Raw genomic sequence first — 25,090 nt, 5'->3', positions numbered from 1 at the left:
ATGAGGCTAAAATTTAGCAGGAGTCCAATCACCAGAAGGGATGAATGCGGCCCAGTAAAATGGATGTTGGTATTTTTGGGAATTCAACATTTCTAATTGTGTCTGTCGCAAAGCTTCGGAACGTCCCTCATTTTTGATTAATCGTCCGTAATATTTCACCATCAGTTCTTTAGTTCCCAAATCATCAACATTCCAGAGACTAATTAACTGACTTTGAGTACCAGCCATTACAAAAGCACGACGCAAACCATATACCCCTTCGCCGTTGGTTGCTTTGCCCACACCAGTCTGACAGGCGGAAAGTACGACTAATTTAGTACCCGATAAATTTAAGGAAGATGCTTCTAAGGCTGTCAGTACACCATCTTCATCACCACTGTGACGGTTGTTAAATCCAGCTAACGCAATACCGGAACGCAATAGGGGATTTTCAATGTTCTTACTCACCTGACGACTGGAACCAGGTTTGACGATGATTCCACGATTTCCCACAGCTAAATCTTGAATATCTGGAAAGTCTATTTTTTTATCGGTGAGAAAGAAACCGTGAGTAGCGATATGTAAAATACTGGGTGACTGTAATTGTTTGAGAGTATTTTCTGTGGCTTGGTTGCCTGTTAGGAGTTTTACATCTTTTAATAAGGGGGTAATGGCTTCGGCTTCTTCCTTTGTTCCTGGTAAGGATGAAAATTTTAGTCTGTCAAATTCCGAGGAACGTTTTGCTTGGCGATCGCCTTTTCCCGACAGAGATAAGTTACTTGCAGCATTGCCAAAATCAATATTTGCCATCACCACAGGTGTTTGACGGCTGGGTGATTGGTTTGATAAGCGCAGTAAGTCACGTCCAGTAGTAAGGTAATTAATAGTGTAATTTTCTACCAAATAGCGGTTATTTTCATCTACCAGCGCAGCGAAGGGAATCAGATTCAGCTGACTGTCGGGAGAAAGTAGCAGTTTTCGCTTATCACCCAATAGTTTGCGGATGGGTTGCATGAGTTTGCTATCCAAGCGACGCGCAATTGGTTTAACATCGCGGGATTTACTTTGCAGGATGTCACCAAATTCACTAATTTCTCGATCGATAGCTTCCGCTTCTCCTAAATCTACCCATTGTGGTGCGCCTTGGGATGTCAGGATATATGCTGCATAATGGGGTTTACCATAGCGATCGCTCTTTTTTCCGGCTTTGGGATTGATTAAGGGTTGATACAGCGTAAATTCTACTAATGCAGAATCAGCAGGTATTAATTTTTGCACTGATTCAATTGTGGTGATTTGAGTGACAGTGCGAAATTCGCTGCTACGTTTAGAGAGTTCTGCTTCTAATTTGTCATACTCAGCTTGGAGTTTTGCAAATTCTTGACCAAAGTTACTAGATTCAGTGTACGTGAGTCTTGCCAGTTGGGAACTAATGGTTGTGAGTTCGTCAAATAATTTTTGGTTTTCTGGGGTAAGGTTTTGTCGTAACCAGCTACGATTATCGCTGAGAACATCAAGTATGCGTCCTTTCCGCCGCAGGATTGCGGTGAGAGCCAGTTTTGCAGCTTCGGGATTATTGGGTGCTGACTGGAGGTGTAAGGAAACTGTGATGTCGGTTGACTCATTAATTAACGCCATCATATAGTTTTGTTTTTGGCGTTCCGAACCAATACCAAGGATAATATTGAGGTTGCGATCGCTAATATCTAAACTGCGATTTCTCACTTCAATGGCACGGTTTATATCGCCTTGAGCATGGTATACATAACTTTGTAATCTTAAATCCTTAACAACACCTGGATGTTGGGAGCCAAAAAAGCTTTCTTTCATCGAAAGCGATTTTTGTAAGAGTTCCAGTGCTTTTTGATTATTTCCTAAGAGAAAATAAGCCCAACCTTGGTTACTTAAATTTAGTGCAACTTGGGGATGATTAGTGCCATATACTTTTTCCCAAATAGCTAAAGAACGTTGTAAAAGTTGAAGAGATTCTTTATACTTGCCTTGGTTATTATACAAATTAGCTAAATTATTGAGACTAAGAGCCACATCAGGATGATTTGCTCCAAATACCTGTTCTCGGATTTCTAAAGCACGTTTCGTTTCTGTTTCTGCCTCAGTAGTCTTTTCCAGGTGATAATAGGTATTTGCAAGATTACTAGCGATTGTCGCAACCATCGGATGGTTGCTGCCAAATACCTTTTTGTTGATTCTTAAAGCTTGTTCATATAAAGCTTCAGCCTCTTTATCATTCCCCAAGTCACTATATAGATTAGCCAAATTCTGAAGTGATTGAGCAACCAAAGGATGCTCGTCATTAAATGCTTTTTTGTTAATTTTCAAAGCTTCTTGATATAATTTTAGTGCTTCTGGATAATTCCCTTGAGCTAAATATGCACCAGCCAAATTGTTAAGGCTATATGCTATCTGAGGATGTTCTGTACCAAATACTTTTTCGTTAATTGCTTTAGCACGTTGGTGTAATTCCAGAGTTTGCTTATAGTCAGCTAAGGTTTTGTAGATTTCAGCTAGATTATTGAGGCTTGTGGCAACGTCAGGATGTTCTTTACCAAATGCTTTTTCTTGAATATATAAAGCGCGTTGACTGAGTTTTTGTGCTTCTGCATAATTACCTTGCTCTGCATAGAATAGACTTAAGCTGTTAAGAGTCTTGGCAACATCGGGATGTTCAGAACCTAATATTTTTTCTCGTATGGCTAAAGCACTTTGAAATAAAGGAAGGGCTTCTTTATAGTTGCCTAAGTCATGGTAAGTACTAGCCAAATTACTAAGATTTCTGGCACTGTTAATATTTTCGATACCAAATACTTTATTGTTGATAGTGAGAGCGCGTTGATGTAACTCTATTGCTTGTTGATATTTTGCTTGTGTAACGTATATCTCTGCTAAATTATTCAGGCTATTAGCAACATCTGGATGTTCGGAGCCTAATCGTTTTTCTCGAATAGCTAAAGCATGTTCATGTAAAGAAAGTGCTTCTTGATATTTACCTTGGTCTTGATATACACTTGCCAAATTATTCAAGCTACTAGCAATATCTGGATGTTCCTCACCAAATATTTTATGACGGATTTCCAAAGCGTGTTTATATAAAACCATTGCTTGCTGATAATTACCTTGTGTGCTATACAATCCACCAAGATTATTCAGACTAATAGCAACTAATGGATGCTCGTTACCAAATACTTTTTCACGAATAGTCAAAGCGCGTTGAAATAAACCTTGCGCTTCTGTATATTTTCCCTGTGCTAGGTAGATAATGGCTAAATTATTGAGGTTAGAAGCAACTTGAGGATGTTCCGCACCAAGAATTTTCTCATTAATAGCTAAAGCGGTTTTTGTTAGGGATAGCGCTTCTTGATATCTTCCTAAATCTTTATACGCGGAAGCAAGATTATTCATACTTAAAGCAACATCAGGATGTTCTTTACCAAATGCTTTTTCATTAAGAGATAAAGCACGTTGATGAAGTTTGAGCGCTTCAATATAATTTCCTTTATCTTGATATAAGTTAGCTAAATTATTAAGACTACCAGCTACCACACCAGCTAGCGAGTTGATTTTATAGGCATGTTCGCTCAGTTGAGCAGTTAGTGCATTTTGGTATAGCTGTTCGCGGATTTTTAAAGCACGTAGCCAAGTTTTCTCAGCTTCATCATAATTACCTAAGTCTCTATAAGCTGACGCTAGGTTATTAAGCTGAACTGCTAGGTTAAAATCATCCCAAAAGTCTTTTTTTGAATTTTTTTCTGTGATTGTTAAGGCACGTTGATAAAGTCGTAATGCTTCTTGATAATTCCCTAAACCTGTGTATATATTAGCTAAATTATTCAAGGAAGAAGCAACATCTGGATGTTCCAAACCACGCATTTTTTGAATAATTGTAAGAGCGCGTTGACCAACTTTTAATGCTTCTGGATAATTAACCAATTTAATATAAAGGCTGGTCAATTGATTCAAACTGTTAACAACCTCTATATTTTCTTGATCAAGATGTTTTTCTTGAAGTGCTAGAGCGCGTTGAAAATATGGTAAAGCTTCTCGATACTTACCTTGATTGTTGTATAGATAACCTAATGTCTTAATATTTTTTACTATTTCAATACTCTCTGAACCATATAAAACCTGCCGACGTTTGAGTACTTGTTGATAATATGATTCTGCTTGAGAATAATTTTGTTGACTTTCATATAATAATCCTATGTAGCCGATAAGATTAATCAATTCTTCCTCTGGTCTTTTGATTTTCTCCAAAATAGCTAAAGCTTGCTCACAACTATCACTTGCTTCCTTATATTTTTTCCAGTCATAGTAAAGATTACACATTCCATAAAGAATAATACCTTTATATAAAGGTAATTTATTTACTTGAGCAATTGATAAACCTTGCTGATAGTAATCAATAGCTTTTGGATATTGCTGTAGATTGTCGTAAGCCAGTGCTACTGACGCAAGCAAACCTAATTGTGCTGGTGGATTATTGAGTTCTTTAAAAATTATCAGTGCTTGCTGGTGTAAATCTACAGCTTGATCAAATTTTTTCTGCTGGTTATAAATATCAGCTATCTGACTGATAGTTTCTAATTCTAATTCTCGCTGCTTGAGTTGTCGGAAAATTTTTAAAGCTTGCTGATATGATGCTAAAGCTTTATCATGCTGTTGCTGCTTACTGTAAATTGATGCAATATTAATAAATATTTGGGCTGCTTCTGCCGAATTGTTTTGGTTTTGATAAATAGCTAATCCTTTCTGAGCTATTTCTAAAGATTGCTGACTGTATTCAACTGCTTTTTTAGGATTTTTTAACTGATTATAAGCATCTGCAATATAAGCAAGAAGTTTCATTTCTTCCAATACATTACCGCTTTGTCTAGCGAGTAGAAGTGCTGGTTGCATATACTCTATTTGTTTGTCAATTTGTCTTGAAAAAATATGAACAGTTCCTGCTGACATTAGTGCAATACTTTCAGCTTTAGGATTATTTACCTGACGACTAAGCTTTAAAGCCTGATTTAACATTTCAAAACTTTGGTCAATGTTACCTAATGTATAGTGGCTTAAACCTAATAAAGCGATTATTTCTGGTTCATTAAAACTATCTTTTCCTTGTTGTCGAATAGATAGCGATTGTTGTAAAACCTCTACAGCCTGAGAAAAATAACCTTGGTTTATATAAACTGTACCAACATTATTTAAACTACCTGCCTCACCCTTAATATCTTTAATTTCTCGCCAAATAATCAAAGCTTTTTGAAAATTATCTAACGCTTTTGAATATTGCTTAAATCCACTGTAGGCATTACCAATATTATCTAAAGCTGCTGCTTCTTGTGGACGATTATTTAATTTTTGAGCAATAATCAATGCTTCCTGAGAAAATTTTAAAGTCTGTGTTGGCTCACTCAATAAACTATAAACTTTACTCAGGTAATTTAGAACGGTAGCAATTCCAGCCGCATCATTTTGTTGCCGTCTTTGTAATAACACTTGTTGAAAGTTTTTTTCAGCATCCCTAAGTTTATATTCGCGTAGCTGTGTGATTCCTTCTTGTAATAATTTATCTGTAGATGTTGCCTGAGGAGTTGGAGAAGGTGATTTCTGAGCAATAATTTCTTGCTGAGATTTAAGTGCAGTAGCTGCTGGTATACCACTTAATAATCCGGCAATAGTAATGATTGCTCCTAACCTCAATATTGCGAGATTAAATTGATTACCTGTTGAAATTAATTTTGGTGTAATATCTGTTCTCATCTTTACCTTTCCTAAGTTTTAATAAATTTCATTAGCACAACACAAGCATTTATCGCTCTATTTTGTGAGCATTAATCATAGCCAAGGCAATTATGATTAAATTTATTGCGACTCCCCAATAAGAGTAAAAGCAGCCCATTGAGATGGACTCGCATATTTTTTCTTAGCAGCAAGTATGGCATTTTTTAACGCAGTGGCTTTGTCAAGTTTCTGTTGCAAATTTTGATAGAATTCAGTCATCAAAAAAGCAGTTGAACCATCATCTACCGCCCATAAAGAGACAATCACGCTAGGTGTACCTGCGCTAATTAAAGAACGAGATAAACCAATAACACCATCACCAGTTATTCGACCTCTACCTGTGTCGCAAGCACTGAGAACAACCAAATCAGCGTTAATTTTCAGATCGAGAATTTCTTCTGCTGTCAGTAGTCCATCGTCCTTTTTATCTTGCTTGCTTAGAGGTGATGAGAGAGAGCTTAAATTTTCAGGGGTGAGAGTGAGCTTTCCTTTAGAAGGAGCAAACGCGATCGCACTATCTAATCCTCGAATATCATCAAATAAGCCGTGGGTAGCAAAATGAATAATTCCCGCTTGGGGTAAGCGTTTCACAATCGCTGCTTCTGTCGCCTTATTGCCAATTAAAGCTTGGGTGTTAAATAAGGATGCGATCGCTTTTGCTTCTTTCTCTGCACCAGGTAAGGAAGTTAATTGTTGCGGCTTACTCCCAATTTTAAATGCAACCTTCGGCATGGTAGGATTACCTACAATTAGTAGAGACGTGGAATTTCGCTGCTCTATATTTTGACGTTGTTGATGGGTTAAATCTAAAACCTGAATTGAGGGTGACGTGAGAATAGTATTTTTTTCTATCAGGTATTTACCGTTTTCATCTTGCAATGCAGGGAAGGGAACAAGGAATAACGAATTTTGAGGAATAAAGATTACCTTGTCAGTTTCTTTTGTAGGTAACAGATCAGCGATAGGATTAATTAATAATTCATGTAGTCGTTTAAAATTGTTTTGTGCTTTAGATAGATTGGGTTTATAAGATATTTGAATACCACGACTTCTGACACCGATTGATTGACGGCTGGTGGTAATTAGGTTATCTAAATTTGTATTTTCTTTTTGCCACAAAGGTTTGAGGTCGGCTTTGCGGAAGATTACTTCACCTGTAGGTTTGATGACCCAGATATACAATTCTGATTCTTCTGTTCGGAATTTATCTGTTACTTTAAAATCATCGGCAATAATTGAATATTGCACCAAAGTGGCGTTTTGCACTTTGGCTGTTTGTTTCATTTGGGCAATAGTTGGTGATTGTGGAGATTTCTCTAAGTTTTTATTAGTAGATAATCGAGATGACAATAATTCTACAAAAGCTCTAGCGCGACTACGTTCAGCTATTTCTAAAGCTGCATCGATTTTATTCTGAGCGATGAGGACTTGTTGCAGAGTATTATATGTATTGCGCTGGGTTTCATACAATGAAACTTTTTGATTATCACCCAATTTCCTATCTCGAAGAGATTCTTTTACCTTCAATGATTCGATTAGAGTTCTTTCTGCTAAAGCTAAATTATCCTGTTTGTAGAAAATATGACCTAAATTATTTAGTATTTTTCCTTTACTAACAAGGTTGTTTGTCTCCTCTGCAATTAATAAAGACTGTTGTAAATAATCGATAGCTTTTGGATAATTTCCCTGTTCAGCGTAAACATTACCCAAGTTTAATAAGTCTGTTCCCTCACCTCGACGGTCTTGAAATTCCCGTGAAATTCTCAATCCCTGTGTTAAATACTCAATCGCTTTGGCGTAATTTCCCTGTTTCCAATAAGCCCGACCTAAACCACTAAGTGCTGAACTTTCAGCATAAGGACGTTTGATATCCTGAAAAATTTTCAATCCCTGTTTTAAATACTCAATTGCTTTAGGATAGTCTCCCACATACCAGTAAATCTCCCCCAATTGTTGTAACGCGCTCCCCTCATGTAAATCATTTTGGACTTCCCGCGCTATTTTCAATGACTGCTCTACATAGTCAATTGCTTTAGGATAGTCTCCCAATTTGAGATACACATTACCCAAGTCTTCTAATGCAGTACCCTCCGTCAGCTTGTCTTTTAATTGCCTTGACATTATTAAACTCTGTTCTAAATACTCAATTGCTTGTGGGTAATTTCCCAGCCCAGAATAAGCAACACCAAGATATAAAAGTATCAATGATTCGATGTCAGGCTTTTTGATCGAGCGTATAATCGCCAGAGACTGTTGAAAGTATTCAATCCCTTTGGGAAAGTTTCCCAAGTTGATGTATACGTCACCGAAAGCGGACAATGCCATAGCCTCACCTCGGCGGTCTTTTATTTCCCGATAAATTTGAAGTGCTTGTCCATGAGACTTTAAAGCTAGCTCAACCTTACCGAATCGACGATAATCAAATCCTTCGTTCAAAAGCCTATCAGCTTCTGCTTTGCGGTCACTATTAGTCTGCGCCAATACCTGTGATGTTGTAAATATTAATGATAAATTAGAACCCAAAGAAGTCGAAACAACAGTCAACAGACAAATAAACACACTTAGTTCAATCTTGCAGGAACGCATAGTCATAACCCCACACCATCACAGCAAACCAATCAGCGTAAAAACAGCCCAATCGCTAGGATGTGGATACTTTTCATCGTTTCCAGCATCGTTTGATGTAGCGCACCTGCTTTATCAGCATTTTTGCTTAAATTACCATAAAATTCGCTCATTAGTGCCACTGTTGATATATCAGAAACATCCCATGTTGAAAATATTGGTAAATAATGGTGCGTTAGACTGACTAACGCACCTTGCTAATTGAATTATCCAATCCGAAATTGTCCTAGCTAGTCTGAATGTTTTCAATCATGTCTTGTGCTTTTTTCGCTAATTCTGTTTCTCCTTGTTCTGTAAAAAGGCTAACAGCTTGATTTAAATCTAAAACTGCTGCTTCTTTGTCGCCTAATTTATATTGACTAGCAGCCCGGAAAAAATAAGCGTGTGCAAATTTAGCATCAAGCGCAATTACTTGGTCAAAATCTGATTTTGCTGCTTCATATTTCTCCGTAGACAAATAAGCAATTCCTCTACCAAAGTAAGCGTAAGTAGCACTCTCATTATTGCGTTCAGTCTGTAAAACTTTGTTAAATGCTCCAATTGCTCCTTCATAGTCATCTTTCTTTAAAAGGTCATAACCCTGCGATAATTGGGTTTCAACGCTGGAACTATTGCCGCTTGTGTTAGCTGGTTTTAGTTGAGAATCTCTAATCTGTGGTTTTTCTTGCAAAGCTGAAACTTGTACTACCAATTGATTTTGGAAGTTTTGAGCATCCGCTTTAGCACTATAAAAACTTGTTCCTAATACAACCAAAGTAATTGCTAATTTTAAACCTTTCATTGTCATATCTCCTGTGTGTTTACAAATTTGTCACTGTTTCAAGATGATGTATTTCTGAGAGTTGCGAGGATATGCAAAAATGTTCGATATTTACTTGTATTTACTCAGTTTAAGTAAGCTTGATTCATTAGCCAGGAGCTAGTAACTCCTGGCAATTAAAAGGATAGAAAACAATCAACACTCCAATCACAAACAATTTTTAAGCCGTTTCAATTTCTTTAAACACATTTAATGCCTGTTCAGCAGCTTCAGGATTTCCTTGTTTTTGATAAAGTTCCGCAGCTTTTTGTAAGTCAGATTTTGCTTCATCTGTTTGAGCTAAATTCGCTAAAGCGATACCTCGCCAAAAATAAGCGTGAGCAAATTCAGGTTCCGTTTTGATGGTTTGCTGAAAATCTGTGAGCGAGTCACGATATTTTTCCAGTTGAACGTTAGCAAATCCTCTACCAAAATAAGGATAAGCAGAACTAGGGTCAATACGTATAGCTTGCTCAAAATCTGCAATTGCTGTCTGATATTCTCCTAATTGAGTATAAGTAAATCCTCGAAAGAAGTAAGCTGAAAAATTATTTTTATCAATTTTTAAAACTGCATTACAACCTTCGAGTGCTTTTTGAAAATCTCCTTTATCTAAATCTTGTGATATTTGAGTTAATAATGCATCTATATTATTAGCATTGTGAGCTTTGAGAGAAGAATTAAGTTTGGACAGTGGTTCGATTTTAGGTAGTTTTAACTGGGGTTTCAATTCAGTTTTTGCTCGTGTTACAAGCAACGCATTAGAATCGCTTAAGCTCCCAGCCAAAGTTTGCGAAGTAAAAAACATTGTTCCGACAACTGCGATTACTGCTGCTAACTTTAAGCCTTTCATTTGGTCTGCTCCTTGATATTTGTTGATGTTGGATGAATGAAGTTGTACTAAGATGAATAAATGCATCTGTTGCAACTATGTTTTGCTCGCTCACATGAATATGTATTTCTGGGATTTGAGAGGATATGCCAAAATGAGTTTTTTCTAACTTGAGGACGTTCCTCTTTGTGCGTTCATAGATATGTATTTCTGGGATTTGAGAGGATATGCCAAAATGAGTTTTTTCTAACTTGAGGACGTTCCTCTTTGTGCGTTCATAGATATGTATTTCTGGGATTTGAGAGGATATGCCAAAATTGGAGAGTTTTTTTGAAATTAGTTGTGAACTAGCTAATCAATTAGCCCAGAATGCTTATACAATAAGAGTTGAGACTATTTTAAACTTTGAGATATTTTTTTCTGGAAACGGAGATTTTCAGTATATTTTGAGAAACTGTGCTGCAAACAAACATAAAAATACCCAGATAATGTATCTGAGTATCTCTTAAAAAGATGATTGCTGATTTTTAAAGACTTTCTACTTACCGCACTGTGACTTAAGTTGTTGCGGAATATCTTGAAGTATTTTCAGTAACTCAGCAGAAGGTTTTTCTACAGAGTAAGCTTGCTGTAAGGCATCAGCCCACAATTCCTGCTGTATAAAATAGTTAGCTTTTGCCAGTGCGATCGCTTCCGTGTTAGCTCCTTTAGCTTTTTGCTCCTCCTCCAAAATTTTTAAATTATTAGTTATTTCCTGTCTGTCTTGTGGTTCCATGACCTGAAATTTGATATTTCCAGTTGGTATACTTTCGTCAAATACCACCCAATAATAAGTTTCACCTGGTTGTAGTGGCTCTCCTGTATAACTGATAAATTTTTTCCCTGGTGCTAATTCCTGAAGCCATAAAGTCGTCTGCCTATTCTTCATCAAGCCAACTTGTTGTGCATTTCCTTCCCAAAGAAATAGCGGGCGATCGCTCCAAACAATTCTGGGTTTATTTAGTTTATCCTCTGGTACATCTGGAGATATCATACAAACAGAATTTGATATGGGTGCAGATGAACCACGAACAGGACGACCGACAGCTTTACGTGGTTTAATAGGAGGTTTCGGTTTCGATAAAGGCAGAAAAATATTAACCCAAGATAGTAAAGGATTTGTTTGTTTGGTTTCTGCTTTTAACTCCACCTTGGAGAACAAAGATAATCCAGTAATATTTATCGTCAAAAGTAAGAAACAAGGCTTAATATAATCTAACTTATTCATAAGCTTTTCTCCTCATAAACGTTGGTATAACGTATAGCCAAATTGTCAGCGATGGTAAAAACCAAGGTAAAATCACCGCGATTGATGAAAGATAAATTTGCAAGCTTAATACACCATAAGCTGCTGTAGACGCACCTAAAGCTAATAAAATTTGTAACCTGATACGTGGATTTTTCTGCATTATAAAATATAATGTTTTCCCCAACATAATAGCTATTAAAATCATCCACAAATCAGGGATAGGTACAACCATTCTATCATTTAATAAATGATGTACTTGATAAGCATGAATTTCACCGCCTGTCAATACTTCGTTGCTATTTTCAGGATTTTCTAAGCGTCGCCATAGTTCTAGAGCAGGAGGTAAATCAAAGTTATCTTCACCATTTTTCGACATTCCCGCTTCACCATATCCTCCTGGTGCAATGATGACTATTTGATTTTCTAAACTAGATATAGGTAGATTTTGGCCTTCTAACAATTGCCAAGCTGGAATACTACGATAAACACGATTTGGGGGAATAGAAAAATCAACTATCGGGTGCAACCACATCTGACCAAAATAATAGCTAAATTCTGTGATAGGCTGTAGATGAGTTCGTGGTGGTTGCAAGCTAGTAATATTTTTAACATTATTATTTTGCAAAAACTTTCCAATTTGCTTACTAAAGTCAGTTTTACTATTTAATTTTGGTTGTAGTGACTGTTTTAAATTATCTTCAACAGTCTTATCTGCAACTGCGATCAATCCTTGTTGTTTTTGATTTGTTATATTAGTTATTTGTGATTTTAATCTCTGCAATTGATGCGATATTGCTAATAAATTAGAAAAATATAATGCTTGAGATTTATCTAACGGAGATAGGAGTTGCATATACCCAGGTAAAATCTCGATTTCCCCTTGTAAAGTCCAATTAGGGCTAGCAATTTCAGGTAAAACTGTCAATTTCTCTCCAGTTAGAGCTTTAGTTTCTGCCAGGACAAACCATGTTGGATTCGATGAATTTACCCCGGCTTGAAGAGATTCAGCTAAGATTTTATCATTTTCTCCCTGATATCGATCCAATAAATAATCAATGCCGATTATGTTAGCACCTTTTGTTCGCAATTTATCAATTATCATTGCAAAATATTTTCTATTCATCTGTCTTGCACTGGACAGTTTTGAGTCTTTAGTTGCATCTTTAAGTGATTTTTCATCTATTTGTACTAATAAAACTGGAGGTGACTCTATTGCTTGAATTTGTCCTGTTACTTGACGATAAAAAGCTTGTATCTTTAAACGTTGTGCTAATAGATTGTTCTGTATAGGTAGTTGTGTACTAATAATAAATAAAGCTGAAAGTGCAAAAGTTTCAATTCGAGATGGGCTGATTTTTTGTAAATTTTCAATATCAATAAAACTAGGTTTAAAGCGAAATAAAGTAGCTTCTGGATGGAGAAATAGAGAAGGAATAAGATATGCACTAGGATAAGTCAGATTTTCCTCTAACTTCAGATACTGACAAGCTGATGTTAAAGCTTCTTGAACATCTTTATATTGAGCTAAGGTTTGCAGAAAATGCAGCAAAAATTCAGAAGCAACTTTATTATGAATGGGTTCGCGCATCACCGCCACTTGACTTAATCCTAATTCAATTAAGTTATTAGCAATACTCAAACCATTACAAGAATTAAATAAAGCAAATTTTAATCCATTTTCTAAGGCTTTATTTAATAAAGGTATGATTTCACTAATTGATAAAGTTGTATTGGGAGCAATTGAAATTTCACCACCTGTCAAAGCTGTTTCATTGCTATGGCCTGCAAATAATAAAATATCCCATCCCAGTTCCGATGTAATAGTTTCTTTCAGTTCACCTTTGAGTTCATCAATATTTTTTCCTGGTTGCCATCCAACAAATTTAATTTCAGCAATGTGTTTCAGTTTTTGGATTGCTTTATTTTCCGCTTCAAAATTTAGACCAGTATCATCACCTAAAATTACCAAAACTCTAGTTTTAGCACGACGGTTATGATTATGCTTCGCTACTGATTGATGTATATTGATAGGGCTGCGTACAATATTAATCTTACCAAAAGCAAAGGTAACTTCCGTGCAAATCTCCCAGCTTTCCCAAGGTAAACGTGCTAATTCCAAAGAATCACAAGTCAAGAAAAGGTTAATATTTGCAGATCGAGAATTAACAGATAATAATGAAACTTGAGTAATTGCTGCCCGAATTTCATATAGTTTGCTACTACGCAACCAATTATGAAATTCAGATAAAAATTTTGCCTCTATTTGAACTAATCTTGCGTGCCAATCAAGGGTTGGTGCTTGAAAACTACCGGAATCTTCTACCCGTCCTCGTAAAGAGGTTTTGTAAAAACTTAGATAGGTGCGTTGCCATTCTTGATAGAGTAATGTCAGGTTTTCGGGATAGGTAATTTTGGCGCTGAGACGTTGTGCTGTTCCCCAAGTTAATTCAAATAAGCAAACTTGTTCGATGCGTTGTACTTTGAGATGAAAGTTATTCATAATTTGTGGTTGATTATTTATTAGTTGGCAGAGATGCAAGTAATTGCACCTCTATTAATTTTCAAAGACCGTTGCCAATTAAAATGAATGGTGCCCAGTAGTAAGGATGTGAATAACCGCTTTGAGGCTTTTCATTTCTTGAGGACGTGCCGATATTCACTTCAATACCACGTCTTTCGGGGTTTGTACTGGAGTTATTCCCATTTATTAAGCTCAGTTGCGCTTGACGTAATGCTTCAGATTTCGTCATTTTCTCAGTGGCGAGGTTTTTGTAAAATAGTTGCATTAGTTGAGATGTGCTTGGGTCATCAACTTTCCACAGAGATGCGATCGCAGCTTTAGCACCTATTTGTTGCATCCGATATCCAAAGCCTAAAATCTCTTTACCATCCCCAAAACCACCCAAACCAGTTTCGCAAGCACTCAATACAACTAAATCAACATTGGGTAGGTTCCAATCTTTTACATCTCGCAGAGTCACATATTTTCCATCACCCAAAACAATTACAGATTCTTCTGGCTTTCCATCTACAAATGCTGCATGAGTCGCAAGATGCACCACCGAGTAATCGTTCATTTGATACACAATATCTTTATTGAATTGATTATCTAAAAGTTTGGTGCTTCCAGAAATAGTTGCTGTAATTTCATCTACTTCTTTTCCTGCATATCTCAATCCTCTAAATTTTGCTGTCTCTTTTCCAAGTCGAACAGTGACATTGCGATTGATATCTGTAAATGCAGCAGCTAAAATTTCTCGTTTAGTTTGAGGTTTTGTATTTAAATCCATCAAACTAAGGGCTGTAATATTATTGATGTTAAACCGCTCAATTAGCCATTGGTTACTATCATGTAAAGCGGCTAAAGGAATATAACGTAATTTTCCATCGGGAGCAAAAATAATTGTTTTAGTTTTTGCTTCTGCTAAATCCACTTCTAATGGTTGAATTAGCCATTGATAGAGTTTATTAGCATTAACTTTGACATTAGTACCAGGACTTTGCAAATCACGACGAAAATCTTCAATTGTTTTATTAAGTTCAGCTTCCGAAACTGCTACTGTACGACGAACTGGAGGAGCATAAGGAGTAAGTAATACTAGTTCCAAGCGCTCTTTTAGAACCAAAGGATAAATAATTACAGCATCTTGTTGTAGCCGCTTTAAATTATCTTGTAAACTTCTTGCTTGTTCATCTGGGTCTAAATTCTTTCCTCCAGTAAGTTGACGTAATTCTTCAATTCGTTTTGCAACTTCTGGACTTTTGACAAACTCTCCGTATTCTTTTATGAGATTTTCTTGCATTTTTCGCAACTCAACAATACGCTGTTGTTGCTTATTGCCCCGCTTCTCTCGTGGGATAGTTTCTAATTGGCTTAATTCCTTACCCAAGGCGATTTGTTTATCATTTAAAGTACTATCAATTCCTCTCGTTTGGCCAAAATACTCTTGAGCTTCTAGATATTTCAGTATTTCTATGATTGGCGTTGCTTCTGCTGTACGTCCTTGCTTTAATAATAAATCTGCATACTGGCGATATACTTTGGCTGGCGTAAATCCATCAAAATCGACAATTGTGTGGAAGAAAGATTTTTGTAAGTCAGGTGTAATTTCTTGAACTTTACTTCGCACTACTTCAATTCTCTGGACTGCTTCTTGATAGTTTTTAATTGCTTCATTAGGTTGATTTAATTCAGCAAAAGTACGACCTAAGCCAGCATAAATCCCAGAATCAGCACCTACAGCTTTTGCTTGAATTTTGATTGCTAATGCTTGGTTATATGTTTGTATCGCTTCTTGTTTTTTAGCAAATCTGCGCTGTAAATGTCCTATAAATGTGAGTACATCCTTTTCATAGCTAGGATTTTTCGACTTTCTGGCAAGTTCTAAGCCAGCTTGGGCTGCTTCCATCGCTTTTTGTTCGTTCTTTAACTCACCATAGCCCAGACCAAGTACAAGATTTCCCATAATTTCTACTGTAATTTCTTTGGTTTTGGGTAAAATAGCTACACCTCGATTTGCATATTCAATGATTTTTTGTGGTTGGTTTTTACCAAAATAGCTATAGGCAATAATAAATAAACTTATTCCCTCCCTCTGAGGATTTTTTATTTTCTGAGCTAGGGTAAGTGCTTGTTGTAAATATTCAGTGCTTTTTTGTTCATCTCCTAAAGTTTTATAGAATAATCCCATTTCTATAAGACTTGACCATTCAGAGTATGGGTCAATATTTTGTTTAGCAATTGACAACGCCTCCTGAAATAATTCCAGAGTTTTCTTATAATTGCCTTGCTTAGTATAAATCTGCCGTTGAATATTTAAAACATCTATTTTAATCTTAAAATTTTTAGTTTTTTCAGCTATCAGCAAAACCTGCTGTGAATACTCCAAAGCTTGCTGATAGTCTCCCTTTTCTATAGAAGCTGCACTAAGTTTTTCTAAGGCTTCTACCTCCAATTGAATATTATTAATTTCCTTGGCAATTTTTAAAGCTTGCTGGGTAAGTTCAATTGCTTTTTGAAATTCTTGCTTCTTCTGATATACATCACCTAATGCAATCAATGCGCCAGCCTCAAATTCAGGGTTTTTTAGAGTTTTTGCAAAGGTTAAACGTTGTTGAGCATACTCAAAAGCTTTATCATATTCTCCTATATTATTGTAGACTAAACTCAAAAAAAACAAAGTAGACAGCTTTTTATTATAAGCATGAGATTGATAATGCTTCGTTAATTTTTGAATATCAATTTCATTCCATTTGCTTAAAGCTTGTTGTGAAAACTGAATACTTTTATCAAAATCTCCCAAAACACCATAGGTAGTGGCAAGGCTTAATAAAGCCTGTGCTTCAAAAGTTGGATCTTTGAGTTGTTTAGCAATTTCTAATTCTCTCTGACCTAATTCAATAACCTTGCTAATATCTCCTTGGTCTTTATAAACATTGGGGAGAAAAGATAAAGCATATCTCTCTGCATCTAAAATTTTATACTGTCGAGCAATATTTAAACCTTGTTGAATAAATTTCTCTGCTTTGTCTAATTCCCTTAATTGGAGATGATAATTACCTATGAGTGAGTAGGATTGACTTTGAGTTTGTAATATTTGTTTTTCTGCTGTGGTATTATTTAGTTCTCTTGCAATTTTTAAAGTATCTGGAGCTAATTTTAGAGCTTCATTAGCTTGAATTATTAGAGGAGAATAATCTTTTTTAAGCGTGAGATCAGTAGCATTTCTAAAATAGATGCTCATGATTTGCATCAGAATAGTTAATTGTGCAGAGCGATTATTTAGTGGTTTTTGTTGGAGAGCTAAAGCTTGTTGATAAAATTCAATTGCTTTCTCATATTTTTTCTGAGCATCGTAACTCCCAGCAATTACAGTAAGAGTTTGAGCTTCGATTGTCGGATTTTTTATTTCTCTAGTGATTATTAATGACTTTTGTAAATTTTCTATGGCTAAGTCATATTTACCTTGCAGAAAATAGCAATTTCCAATAAGCGCAAGTATTCCGGCTTCTTGTTCGGTATTTTTGTTTGCCAATGGTAAAGCCTGTTGATAAAATTCTATAGCAAGGTCATATTTTTCTTGTTTTCTATAACTACCTCCTAAAGATGTAAGTACCTCAGATTCAAGAGACTTATTTTTGACTTCACGAGCAACAGGTAAGGCTTGTTTGTAAAATTCAATCGCCTTGTCATATTTCTCTTGTTTAAAGTAAGTATCTCCTAAACTAGTAAGAATACTAGCTTCAAAAGAACGAATTCCTGATTTTTGAATGAGCGGTAATGATTGCTGGAAAAATTTCAATGCATTGTCATATTCTTTTTTATTAAAATAAACATATCCTATTTGCTGTAAACTTCTACCTTCCCAAGCGCGATTTCCGACTTCATGATTCACAGCTAAAGCTTTACTATACCAATCCAAAGCACTGGGATAATCATGTACATTGCCATAAGCTCCTGCTATCCTAAATAGAGTCAAGCCCTCTTGGTATTTATCCCCCAATTCTCTATGCATCGCTAGTGCTTGTTGTAAAAGCTTTAAACCTTTATCTTGTTGTTTTAAAAAACTGTAAGTAATACCCATTCGACTCAGAGTAATTGCTTCCCCGACTTTATCTTTAACCTCACGGCGAATTTCTAAAGCTTGTTGTAAAGTTAAGAGCGATTTTTCATCTTGTTCCAAACTAAAGTACAACCCACCCAAAGCATCTAAAGTTTCTCCCTCTCCAGCACGGTCTTTAATTTCCCTGCGAATTGTTAAAGCTTGTTGTAAGATTTCTAATGCTTTGTCATTTTGCTGGAAAATGCTGTAAATCAAACCTATATTATTCAGCGTTTGACCAATTCCCGCCTTATCTCCCAGTTTTCGCCGAATCTCCAACACCCGTTGATAAGTCTGCAATGCTTTCGGATATTCTCCACGACGAAACTGCTGTACCCCTTCCTGAAACAACTTATCGCCTTCTGCTTTGCTATCTGAACTTGTTGCAGTTTGTGCCAAAGTATGCCTAACTATTACATCGCTGGCTGCGAACCCAACACCACAAGTCAGTGACAACACTAAAGTAACTAGAGCGAAACTCTTCAAACGGTTAGACATTGGTTATTCCTCTTATATAACTACAAAAGATTGTTTGCTCAATCTCTTATATTTCTGAGGACAAACCAGGTTATGCCAAAATTTAAAAATGACCTCAGCATAATTACGATACCTTGATGTGGTAGACCGTATTAATACTGGCGATCGCTAGCTAATTAAAGATATTGTGAAGAAAATGCCAAAGAGTACCGGAAATTCGCAACAAATACCCTATTGTTGCAATTATCTCGTGAGGAGTTATTGACATACTTTGCTGGTTAGTACTATAAAAGCGATCGCCTCCATACCGATACACACACGTTCTGCTAGTGGATAATCTCGTATCGCACCCAGTACTTAGTACAGGTAAATGCAAAAAGGGGCTGGAAATGAAAATTGCGATGCCTCTGGCAAGCGAAGCGATCGCACTGGATGCTACTCAGTCCAAAAGTAAATTTGTACCTCATTTATCGTGAGATGTACTAAGCTACTACTAGCTAAGGCTTCAAAACCAAACTTCTGAATCTGAATCTAAAAATAAGCACTACAAACCTACCTACCTCCCCAAATCAAATGCAAACGGTGGTAAAGTCACCTCAACGTCATCCATCAAACTTACACTTACTAAAAATTTCTCATCCCAATTGCCAACCACACGGGTAAATATGTAAAAGTCTTCACTTTCCGCATTTAATCCCCGTTCGTCCAAAATACCTGTTTGGTCGCTGACACGAAATTTGATATTAGACGGTAAACTACTTAAAGCAGGTGCGCCTAAAATTAGTAACAAACTCCATTCAGGCTTTCCAGATTCCGATACCAAATGCCAAGTCACAGCATACATTCGCAGAGGTATCCCAGCTAACAGCAAATCCTGATACGCACCCCGTCCTTGTACTGGAATTTCTAAACCCCTTTGTCGCAGTTGGGTGACTATTACCTCAAATTCTTCCTCTGGACTACGTATTGGACGCATTTGGGAAGCATCAGCAAAACTTGGTAACAACACCCAAGAAAGCGAAGCTGCTAAATCATCCAACTCGTCCCACAACCAACGTCCAGCATTTAAAGCAGGTTGCGTAATTAATTTAATTAAATCTTGTAGAGACGCAAAATAACCAGACGATTCTGGCTTGGCGCTACCCATCTCTACATTCCCCGTAGCTATATTTTGTTTCTGTAATGTGTAAAGCCAATTCAGCAACTCCGGATTAGTAAAAACAGCAGAAGCTTGTTCCCAAGTTAAAACTTCAGATAATTCCCTTCTCGGTGATTGTAACTGAGGTAATAATTCAACCAATTGATTTTGTATTTTTGCTAAAATCGCAGTGCGATTTGTGGGAATTGCAGGTAAAGATATTGCTGATGGTTCCAAACATCGCAGATATAGCAATAAACGGTCTGGATTATCATCAAAACTGGATATTGGTAGTTGATAATTCCAATCCGACTGTAAAGACGTTATTTGTACACTCTCTCGCAATTCCTGATAAGGCAAAAAAGCATAAACATTCGCTGCTTCTTCTTCTTCCAACACTTCCACTAAAACATAAAAGTGAGGAATAAACTCTGGTAAATCGACAACAACTCTTGGTAAACTCACCATTTCATCAGTCAGGCTACCAGTAGCAATTAAACAGACTTTAAATTCCCCAACTTGTAAATTAGCGACGCTACTAATAAAATTTGCAAAAATTGGTTGTAAAATTGTACATTTATCTCGATTAATAGTTAGCGATTCTGCTCTTGATTCTAGCCATTGCTCAAAAGCCGATAAAGCTAAACAATTAAGATAGATTTGCCATTGCTTGGATTCATCAGTAATTTGATTGCTGATTTCTGCGGCTTGGTCAATATCATCAGGTGAGAGAATAACTGCTGAAATTGGTAAAGCATCAAAATCAAGGTAAGACATGGGAGAAACATTACTCAATAAATTTGTCATAAATTTGTTTTAATTTGTTTTTCTAGTTTGGAGATATTCACATAACCGTTCGGCGAACATATCAGATTTTAAATTATCTTTCATCGTTCCTGATTGACTTTCAGAATTTTCCATCATCCTGATAATTGCTTCTAAAAGTACAATTGTTAATTGCTCATCTAGGTTTTTCAAAGCTTGGATATCAGCATATTCTTTAGCTTTCTCTTTCACAGAATCCCTTAAAATTACCAACGTTTCCTGTCGCACATCAGTCCGCAGGTCTTTTAACTTTAATAACTTCGTTACCGCATCTTGCGCTCTCATACCCAGGATTTCAGCAATTTCCTTCATGACTAATTTTTGACATTGAGATAGTTCGAGAGCAGTTAAAAACATCTGTGCTTTATCGCCCTTTTTACGTGATAATTGTCTGATTCTCGATTCTGTAACTTTAGCTAAAGCTTGCTGCAAGCAAATCGGAATTTGACGGTGATAAAACCGCAAAAATTCTGCTTGCTCCTCGTTTTCTTCTAAAATGTTATTAGTATCAGCCGCAGGAATTTTCTCTATTAAAGAATTATAATTGTCTCCTTCCACAGCGTCTAGAGACTTTGCTGGCAAAGAACCACCCCGGACATGAATTCGGTATTCACGCAATTGAGTAGCCAATTTTTTCAGCATTGTTCTCACAGTTACATCGTCAAATAAACGACCAGTATCACTTTTTATAAGTTGACCAATATCTTGTAATTGTTGCGTAGTAGGTTCAGTACATTTACTCCTAACTTTTCTTCTAATTTGTTGCAGTCTTTGAAGGCGGTAAACAGCATGATAACTTCGTAAAAGACATTGGGCTTCTTGAATTGCTAAATCACTAAAAAGGTGAAACTCTTTCAGGATTCGCTCTAATTGTTTCGGTTGAGTATCATTCAAAATTGCCCAATCACTAATTAAATAAACACCGCATTCCAACAAAAATCTATTCAATTCAGGATGTTGTTTTACCTTCATCATCGCCCAAGTAGTCAGACTACCTTGCTGCGAATCGAAACTCTGGAGAATTTGTCGAGAGAAACATTCATAGGAACCTGCTCTTGATAATTTACCATCATCATCCAGGACATAAGGGAACAAATCGCTGCAACTAAAATTATGGTTTTGACCAAATTTCCTTTCTAATTGCATACACCCTTGCTCTAGAATCCAAGATAGAAAGCAAAGCAAACAACGTTCCGCTAGCAAAACGGTATCGTCAGAACTGTGACGATACAAATGTAGCAATTGACGGTGGATGTCCCCATCTGGTACATCATCATCTTCTGCTAACCGATCAAACACTTGCGCGTAAAATGACTTAGCAGCAGGTATTTCTTGAATTTTACGGTTCCCTCCCGCATCAATCCTTACCAATGTCCAATATCTTGAAGCATCGCCCATAAGTATTTTTATTTATTGGTTATTGTTAATTTTCACATTGCTAATGCTCCTTAACACAAGTCCAGCCATTTTTCGAGATTTCATACTGAGTACCTGATTTAACAGTTATCTTGACCATCACCTTTTAGTATTTCTGAGCAAATTGACCTTATGCAATTTTGCGATTGGACACAGGTTATTTCTGTGCAACCTAACTATGCTCCTGAAAAATTGCATATCCTCCAAATCCTGAGAAATACACATATCTAGCAAAATTAATTCAACGTTCGCAGTTATGAAACGTTTTCTCTCCAGTCTTATTTTGGCAGGTTGTTTTTTCAGTGCTAACAGTTTTTCTCTGTTCCCTCAGCAATACCGTGAGTTCGCGCAGGCACAAACATTAGATGAATTATTTTATACATTTTACGGTCAAAAAATTCCGCTCCATTTGCGCCGTGATACCGTGGCTGTCAGCTTTAAAGCGAATACGCGCTCTCGGTCTATCCAACCTTTATACTTGCAGCTGCAACAAGATTTACGACGTGATGGTAGTGGCAATACTCGAAGCATTAGCAGTAATCATCATAGCGTTGATGTAGATGTTAAACCTTTGGGAGAAAACATCGCCCTGGTTAACTTACCTTCTGGCACTCGTGCTTCCCTCAATACAGTTCAACAGCAGATTCAAAAACAGCCTTACGTAAAAGAAATGCTACCTATTTTGTCCCGGAAATCACAGGCAGCATCTCAGGAAAAAGAATCTGAGCAAGTTATTGTCCTACCCAACGAGATTGTAATTAGTTTCGAGGGTGAGATGTCTGAGAGTCAAAGGCAAATTATCCTGCTGCGCCACGATTTAGAAGTACTTCGCCCGTTGAGATTTAGCAAAAATCGCTACTTAGTACGTTCTAAGTCAGTATCTGGCACTGAAATTTTGAGTGTGGCTAATCAACTAACTCAAGTAGCAGGAGTGCAGTCAGCTACACCAAATTTTATTCAAGCGACTTCAGATCAAATGTCGCAACTGCTGGCAACAGCAGCAAATTTACCAGAAACTCCTCACGCTGCTGAACACTTACAAAAGCAGTTGGCACAGTTACCCCAACCAAAAGATACTCCTATTTCTTCCAACTTGTTGCCCTTGCAATGGCATTTAAATAGTACTCCTCGGCGGGGTCAGCTATTAGCGCGTACTGATATTCGCGCTACAGAAGCCTGGAACAAAAGCAATGGCGGACGTGGGGTTGTAGTGGCGGTAATTGATAGCTTGATTCAATGGGATCACCCCGACTTGGTGAAGAATACATACAAATCTGGCGATCGCCCCGATAAATTACCTGGTGAGGAATATGGCTGGGATTTTTCCAGTCAAGGTGAAGGCGACCCTGATACACGCTTGAATTCCCAAGAACTAGCACAGATCCAAGCAGAATTTCAGGACACTTTTAAATTACCATCTGACCAATTATTGAAGAAATATCAACAGCTTTCCGACACATTGAAACAACGTTACCCTAAAGCTTCTGCCAGTGAAATTGCTCATCGCATTCGCAATCTAATTCGGACTGAAATTGGTAGTGAGTTTCACGGTACTTGGGCTGCGGGTATAATTGCTGCCAACTCGGAAGATAAAGCAGGTATTCTTGGAGTTGCTCCTGATACCCAAATCTTGCCAGTGCGGGTTTTTGGCTTACGTGGCGCGATTAATACGGCAAGTTTATCAGAAGCAATTGGTTATGCTGCCAGTAGAAATGTTGATGTCATTAATATGAGTTTGGGTGGTTTACTTCCTGATGAGGGATTAACCGAGCAAATTTTTGATGTGTTGGATGCTCATCGGAATTTGGTAATTGTTGCTTCTGCTGGCAATGAAAATCTGGATGGGGTCGGATTCCCAGCAGGTATTCCAGGTGTTATATCAGTAGGTGCCACAAATATGACAGGAAATCGCACCTTCTACAGCAGTTACGGGGGTGGGTTAGATCTAGTCGCACCCGGCGGAGAAATCCAAAATAGTCTTAGTGGTGGAATTTTAACGACAGGCGGCACTTGGTTGGATGGTTTTTGGCAGGGAATGTCTGTACCAGATTACGCTTGGGGTGTAGCGTTAGACCCATTAGGTAAGTATGTTCAGGTACAAGGTACTTCTTTCTCGGCTCCCATTATATCGGGAGTAGTGGCCCTAATGAAGGGAGAAGACCCAAAACGGCGTTTGAGCCGGGAGGAAATTGTCTCAATTCTCAATAAGACTGCTACCTATGATGGACTTAAGCTTTCTAAAGCGGATGCTAATCGCTATCGTTTGCAAAAAGAAGTCGGTTTTGGAACTGTTGTAGATGCTCCTGTTTCACGACCTTCCGGTATTTTCCCAAAGGCGAAACCAGTGTCAGCCCAAGAGTATTTCTTCGGTCGTGGTTTAGTTAATGCTGATGCTGCGGTGCAGGCTGTGAAGCAGAGATAGGGGTAGGGGCGCTCATGCTTGCGCCCCTATGAGGTCAACAATCTCAACAACCAGCTCTTCCCCCATTTGTTGAATTGAATCGCTCAGTTGGACTTACAACATAAGTAAAGCTAATAAATCAGCTAAAGATATAAGGTTACAAGGTTTTTAATTACTCTCGCCCCGGCAAGGATTGGGATTTACTGAGAACTACACTACTAACCTACCCCTTACTCTATTTAACAACTCCAAAACTATTTAATAGATTCGTCCTGGTTAATTTTCAGTATCGGCAGTAGTTTCATCCTCAATAGTGATAGCAAGAGTCGAACTTGCTTTATTGCTTAAACCAACATTCCACCCGGAGCGGATATCACCAAAAAACGATATCTCTAAGCCACATATCTAATGTCCAAAAGTCCAAGTATTAGTTTCGTTCAATTCCAATTTTTCAAAATAGTTAGCAAAACCTGAAAAATGGAAATATTCTAGCGGCATCCGAGATATTAATATTAAAGAAAAGTTTTCTAATTGAGCTAACTGTTGTAATCGAAATAAATCGTGGCTAAAAGTATTGCTAACAAAGTGCAATCTATCAAAATTATCTATCACCAGCAGCCTATTATAACCATCAGATAATTTGCTTATTATATTTTGCCAACACTGCTGGTAGTAAAGGCTGAAGCTAATAGGAATAACGTTGAATAGATGATCTACACTAAAAGGATATTCAAGATTGAGGTAAACAGACTCTAAATTAATATCCTTGAGTAAACAGTTTTTAACAGTAAGAGTCTTACCAATATTTGGCTTGCCCCATAGGTTAATATTCTTGCCTGCATTTACCTGATCGATTAACTGACGGTAATCTTTATAACGTAACATTATCGTCATCCTTTAAATCCAATATTTTCATAA

General features: G+C 37.1%; 13 protein-coding genes. 2 read left to right on the top strand and 11 right to left on the bottom strand.

The window, feature by feature from the left end; genetic code table 11:
- Window positions 1-6: 6 nt before the first annotated feature.
- The 8 genes from RMY00_RS28645 to RMY00_RS28610 form a co-directional block, all read right to left on the bottom strand.
- Complete coding sequence (locus tag RMY00_RS28645; protein WP_322650786.1) at window positions 7-5,748, bottom strand: tetratricopeptide repeat protein; 5,742 nt, start codon at window positions 5,746-5,748, stop codon at window positions 7-9.
- Between the two features lie 102 nt (window positions 5,749-5,850).
- Window positions 5,851-8,355: a CHAT domain-containing protein gene (locus RMY00_RS28640; RefSeq protein ID WP_322650785.1), complete on the bottom strand. Its 2,505-nt coding sequence runs from the start codon at window positions 8,353-8,355 to the stop codon at window positions 5,851-5,853.
- A 32-nt stretch (window positions 8,356-8,387) separates the two neighbouring features.
- Window positions 8,388-8,507: a hypothetical protein gene (locus tag RMY00_RS28635; RefSeq protein ID WP_322650784.1), complete on the bottom strand. Its 120-nt coding sequence runs from the start codon at window positions 8,505-8,507 to the stop codon at window positions 8,388-8,390.
- 113 nt (window positions 8,508-8,620) lie between these two features.
- Window positions 8,621-9,175 carry a tetratricopeptide repeat protein gene (locus RMY00_RS28630; RefSeq protein ID WP_322650783.1) on the bottom strand — a complete coding sequence of 185 codons (555 nt, stop codon included), beginning with the start codon at window positions 9,173-9,175 and terminating at the stop codon, window positions 8,621-8,623.
- Window positions 9,176-9,374: 199 nt separating this feature from the next.
- The gene (locus RMY00_RS28625; RefSeq protein ID WP_322650782.1) at window positions 9,375-10,112 is read right to left on the bottom strand and encodes a tetratricopeptide repeat protein; all 738 of its coding nucleotides are present in this window, start codon (window positions 10,110-10,112) and stop codon (window positions 9,375-9,377) included.
- 451 nt (window positions 10,113-10,563) lie between these two features.
- Window positions 10,564-11,292 (bottom strand): hypothetical protein, encoded by a 729-nt coding sequence (locus RMY00_RS28620; RefSeq protein ID WP_322650781.1) that lies wholly within the window; start codon window positions 11,290-11,292, stop codon window positions 10,564-10,566.
- Window positions 11,285-13,813, bottom strand: a complete 2,529-nt coding sequence (locus RMY00_RS28615; RefSeq protein WP_322650780.1) for a CHASE2 domain-containing protein — start codon at window positions 13,811-13,813, stop codon at window positions 11,285-11,287. Before RMY00_RS28615 ends, RMY00_RS28620 begins: the two co-directional genes overlap by 8 nt.
- Window positions 13,814-13,874: 61 nt before the next feature.
- Entirely contained in the window at window positions 13,875-18,413 is a 4,539-nt protein-coding gene (locus RMY00_RS28610) for a tetratricopeptide repeat protein (protein WP_322650779.1), read from the bottom strand.
- A gap of 308 nt (window positions 18,414-18,721) precedes the next feature.
- Here RMY00_RS28610 and RMY00_RS28605 point away from each other — a divergent pair, with 308 nt between their 5' ends.
- Window positions 18,722-18,868: a hypothetical protein gene (locus RMY00_RS28605; protein WP_322650778.1), complete on the top strand. Its 147-nt coding sequence runs from the start codon at window positions 18,722-18,724 to the stop codon at window positions 18,866-18,868.
- An 80-nt stretch (window positions 18,869-18,948) separates the two neighbouring features.
- On the opposite strand, the gene RMY00_RS28600 is transcribed toward RMY00_RS28605, so the two are convergent.
- Together RMY00_RS28600 and RMY00_RS28595 are read right to left on the bottom strand one after the other, a co-directional pair.
- Window positions 18,949-20,337, bottom strand: coding sequence for a DUF1822 family protein (locus RMY00_RS28600; protein ID WP_322650777.1), 1,389 nt, complete (start codon window positions 20,335-20,337; stop codon window positions 18,949-18,951).
- 9 nt (window positions 20,338-20,346) lie between these two features.
- Window positions 20,347-21,753, bottom strand: coding sequence for a hypothetical protein (locus RMY00_RS28595; RefSeq protein ID WP_322650776.1), 1,407 nt, complete (start codon window positions 21,751-21,753; stop codon window positions 20,347-20,349).
- Window positions 21,754-22,027: 274 nt separating this feature from the next.
- Here RMY00_RS28595 and RMY00_RS28590 point away from each other — a divergent pair, with 274 nt between their 5' ends.
- A complete protein-coding gene (locus RMY00_RS28590; protein ID WP_322650775.1) occupies window positions 22,028-24,193 on the top strand; it encodes a S8 family peptidase in 2,166 nt (721 codons plus the stop codon).
- Between the two features lie 384 nt (window positions 24,194-24,577).
- On the opposite strand, the gene RMY00_RS28585 is transcribed toward RMY00_RS28590, so the two are convergent.
- A complete protein-coding gene (locus RMY00_RS28585) occupies window positions 24,578-25,057 on the bottom strand; it encodes an AAA family ATPase (RefSeq protein ID WP_322650774.1) in 480 nt (159 codons plus the stop codon).
- Window positions 25,058-25,090 lie beyond the last annotated feature (33 nt).

Source organism: Nostoc sp. ChiVER01 (assembly GCF_034531155.1).
Taxonomy (GTDB): domain Bacteria; phylum Cyanobacteriota; class Cyanobacteriia; order Cyanobacteriales; family Nostocaceae; genus Nostoc.
The sequence above is the reverse complement of the archived record's forward strand: the minus strand, read 5'-3'. Positions and strand labels throughout refer to the sequence as shown.

Coding starts and splice junctions, on each gene's coding strand:
- RMY00_RS28630 (WP_322650783.1), bottom strand. CDS start 9,175: ATGAAAGGTTTAAAATTAGCAATTACTTTGGTTGTATTAGGAACAAGT.
- RMY00_RS28645 (WP_322650786.1), bottom strand. CDS start 5,748: ATGAGAACAGATATTACACCAAAATTAATTTCAACAGGTAATCAATTT.
- RMY00_RS28590 (WP_322650775.1), top strand. CDS start 22,028: ATGAAACGTTTTCTCTCCAGTCTTATTTTGGCAGGTTGTTTTTTCAGT.
- RMY00_RS28600 (WP_322650777.1), bottom strand. CDS start 20,337: ATGACAAATTTATTGAGTAATGTTTCTCCCATGTCTTACCTTGATTTT.
- RMY00_RS28625 (WP_322650782.1), bottom strand. CDS start 10,112: ATGCATTTATTCATCTTAGTACAACTTCATTCATCCAACATCAACAAA.
- RMY00_RS28585 (WP_322650774.1), bottom strand. CDS start 25,057: ATGTTACGTTATAAAGATTACCGTCAGTTAATCGATCAGGTAAATGCA.
- RMY00_RS28640 (WP_322650785.1), bottom strand. CDS start 8,355: ATGCGTTCCTGCAAGATTGAACTAAGTGTGTTTATTTGTCTGTTGACT.
- RMY00_RS28610 (WP_322650779.1), bottom strand. CDS start 18,413: ATGTCTAACCGTTTGAAGAGTTTCGCTCTAGTTACTTTAGTGTTGTCA.
- RMY00_RS28635 (WP_322650784.1), bottom strand. CDS start 8,507: ATGAGCGAATTTTATGGTAATTTAAGCAAAAATGCTGATAAAGCAGGT.
- RMY00_RS28620 (WP_322650781.1), bottom strand. CDS start 11,292: ATGAATAAGTTAGATTATATTAAGCCTTGTTTCTTACTTTTGACGATA.
- RMY00_RS28595 (WP_322650776.1), bottom strand. CDS start 21,753: ATGGGCGATGCTTCAAGATATTGGACATTGGTAAGGATTGATGCGGGA.
- RMY00_RS28615 (WP_322650780.1), bottom strand. CDS start 13,813: ATGAATAACTTTCATCTCAAAGTACAACGCATCGAACAAGTTTGCTTA.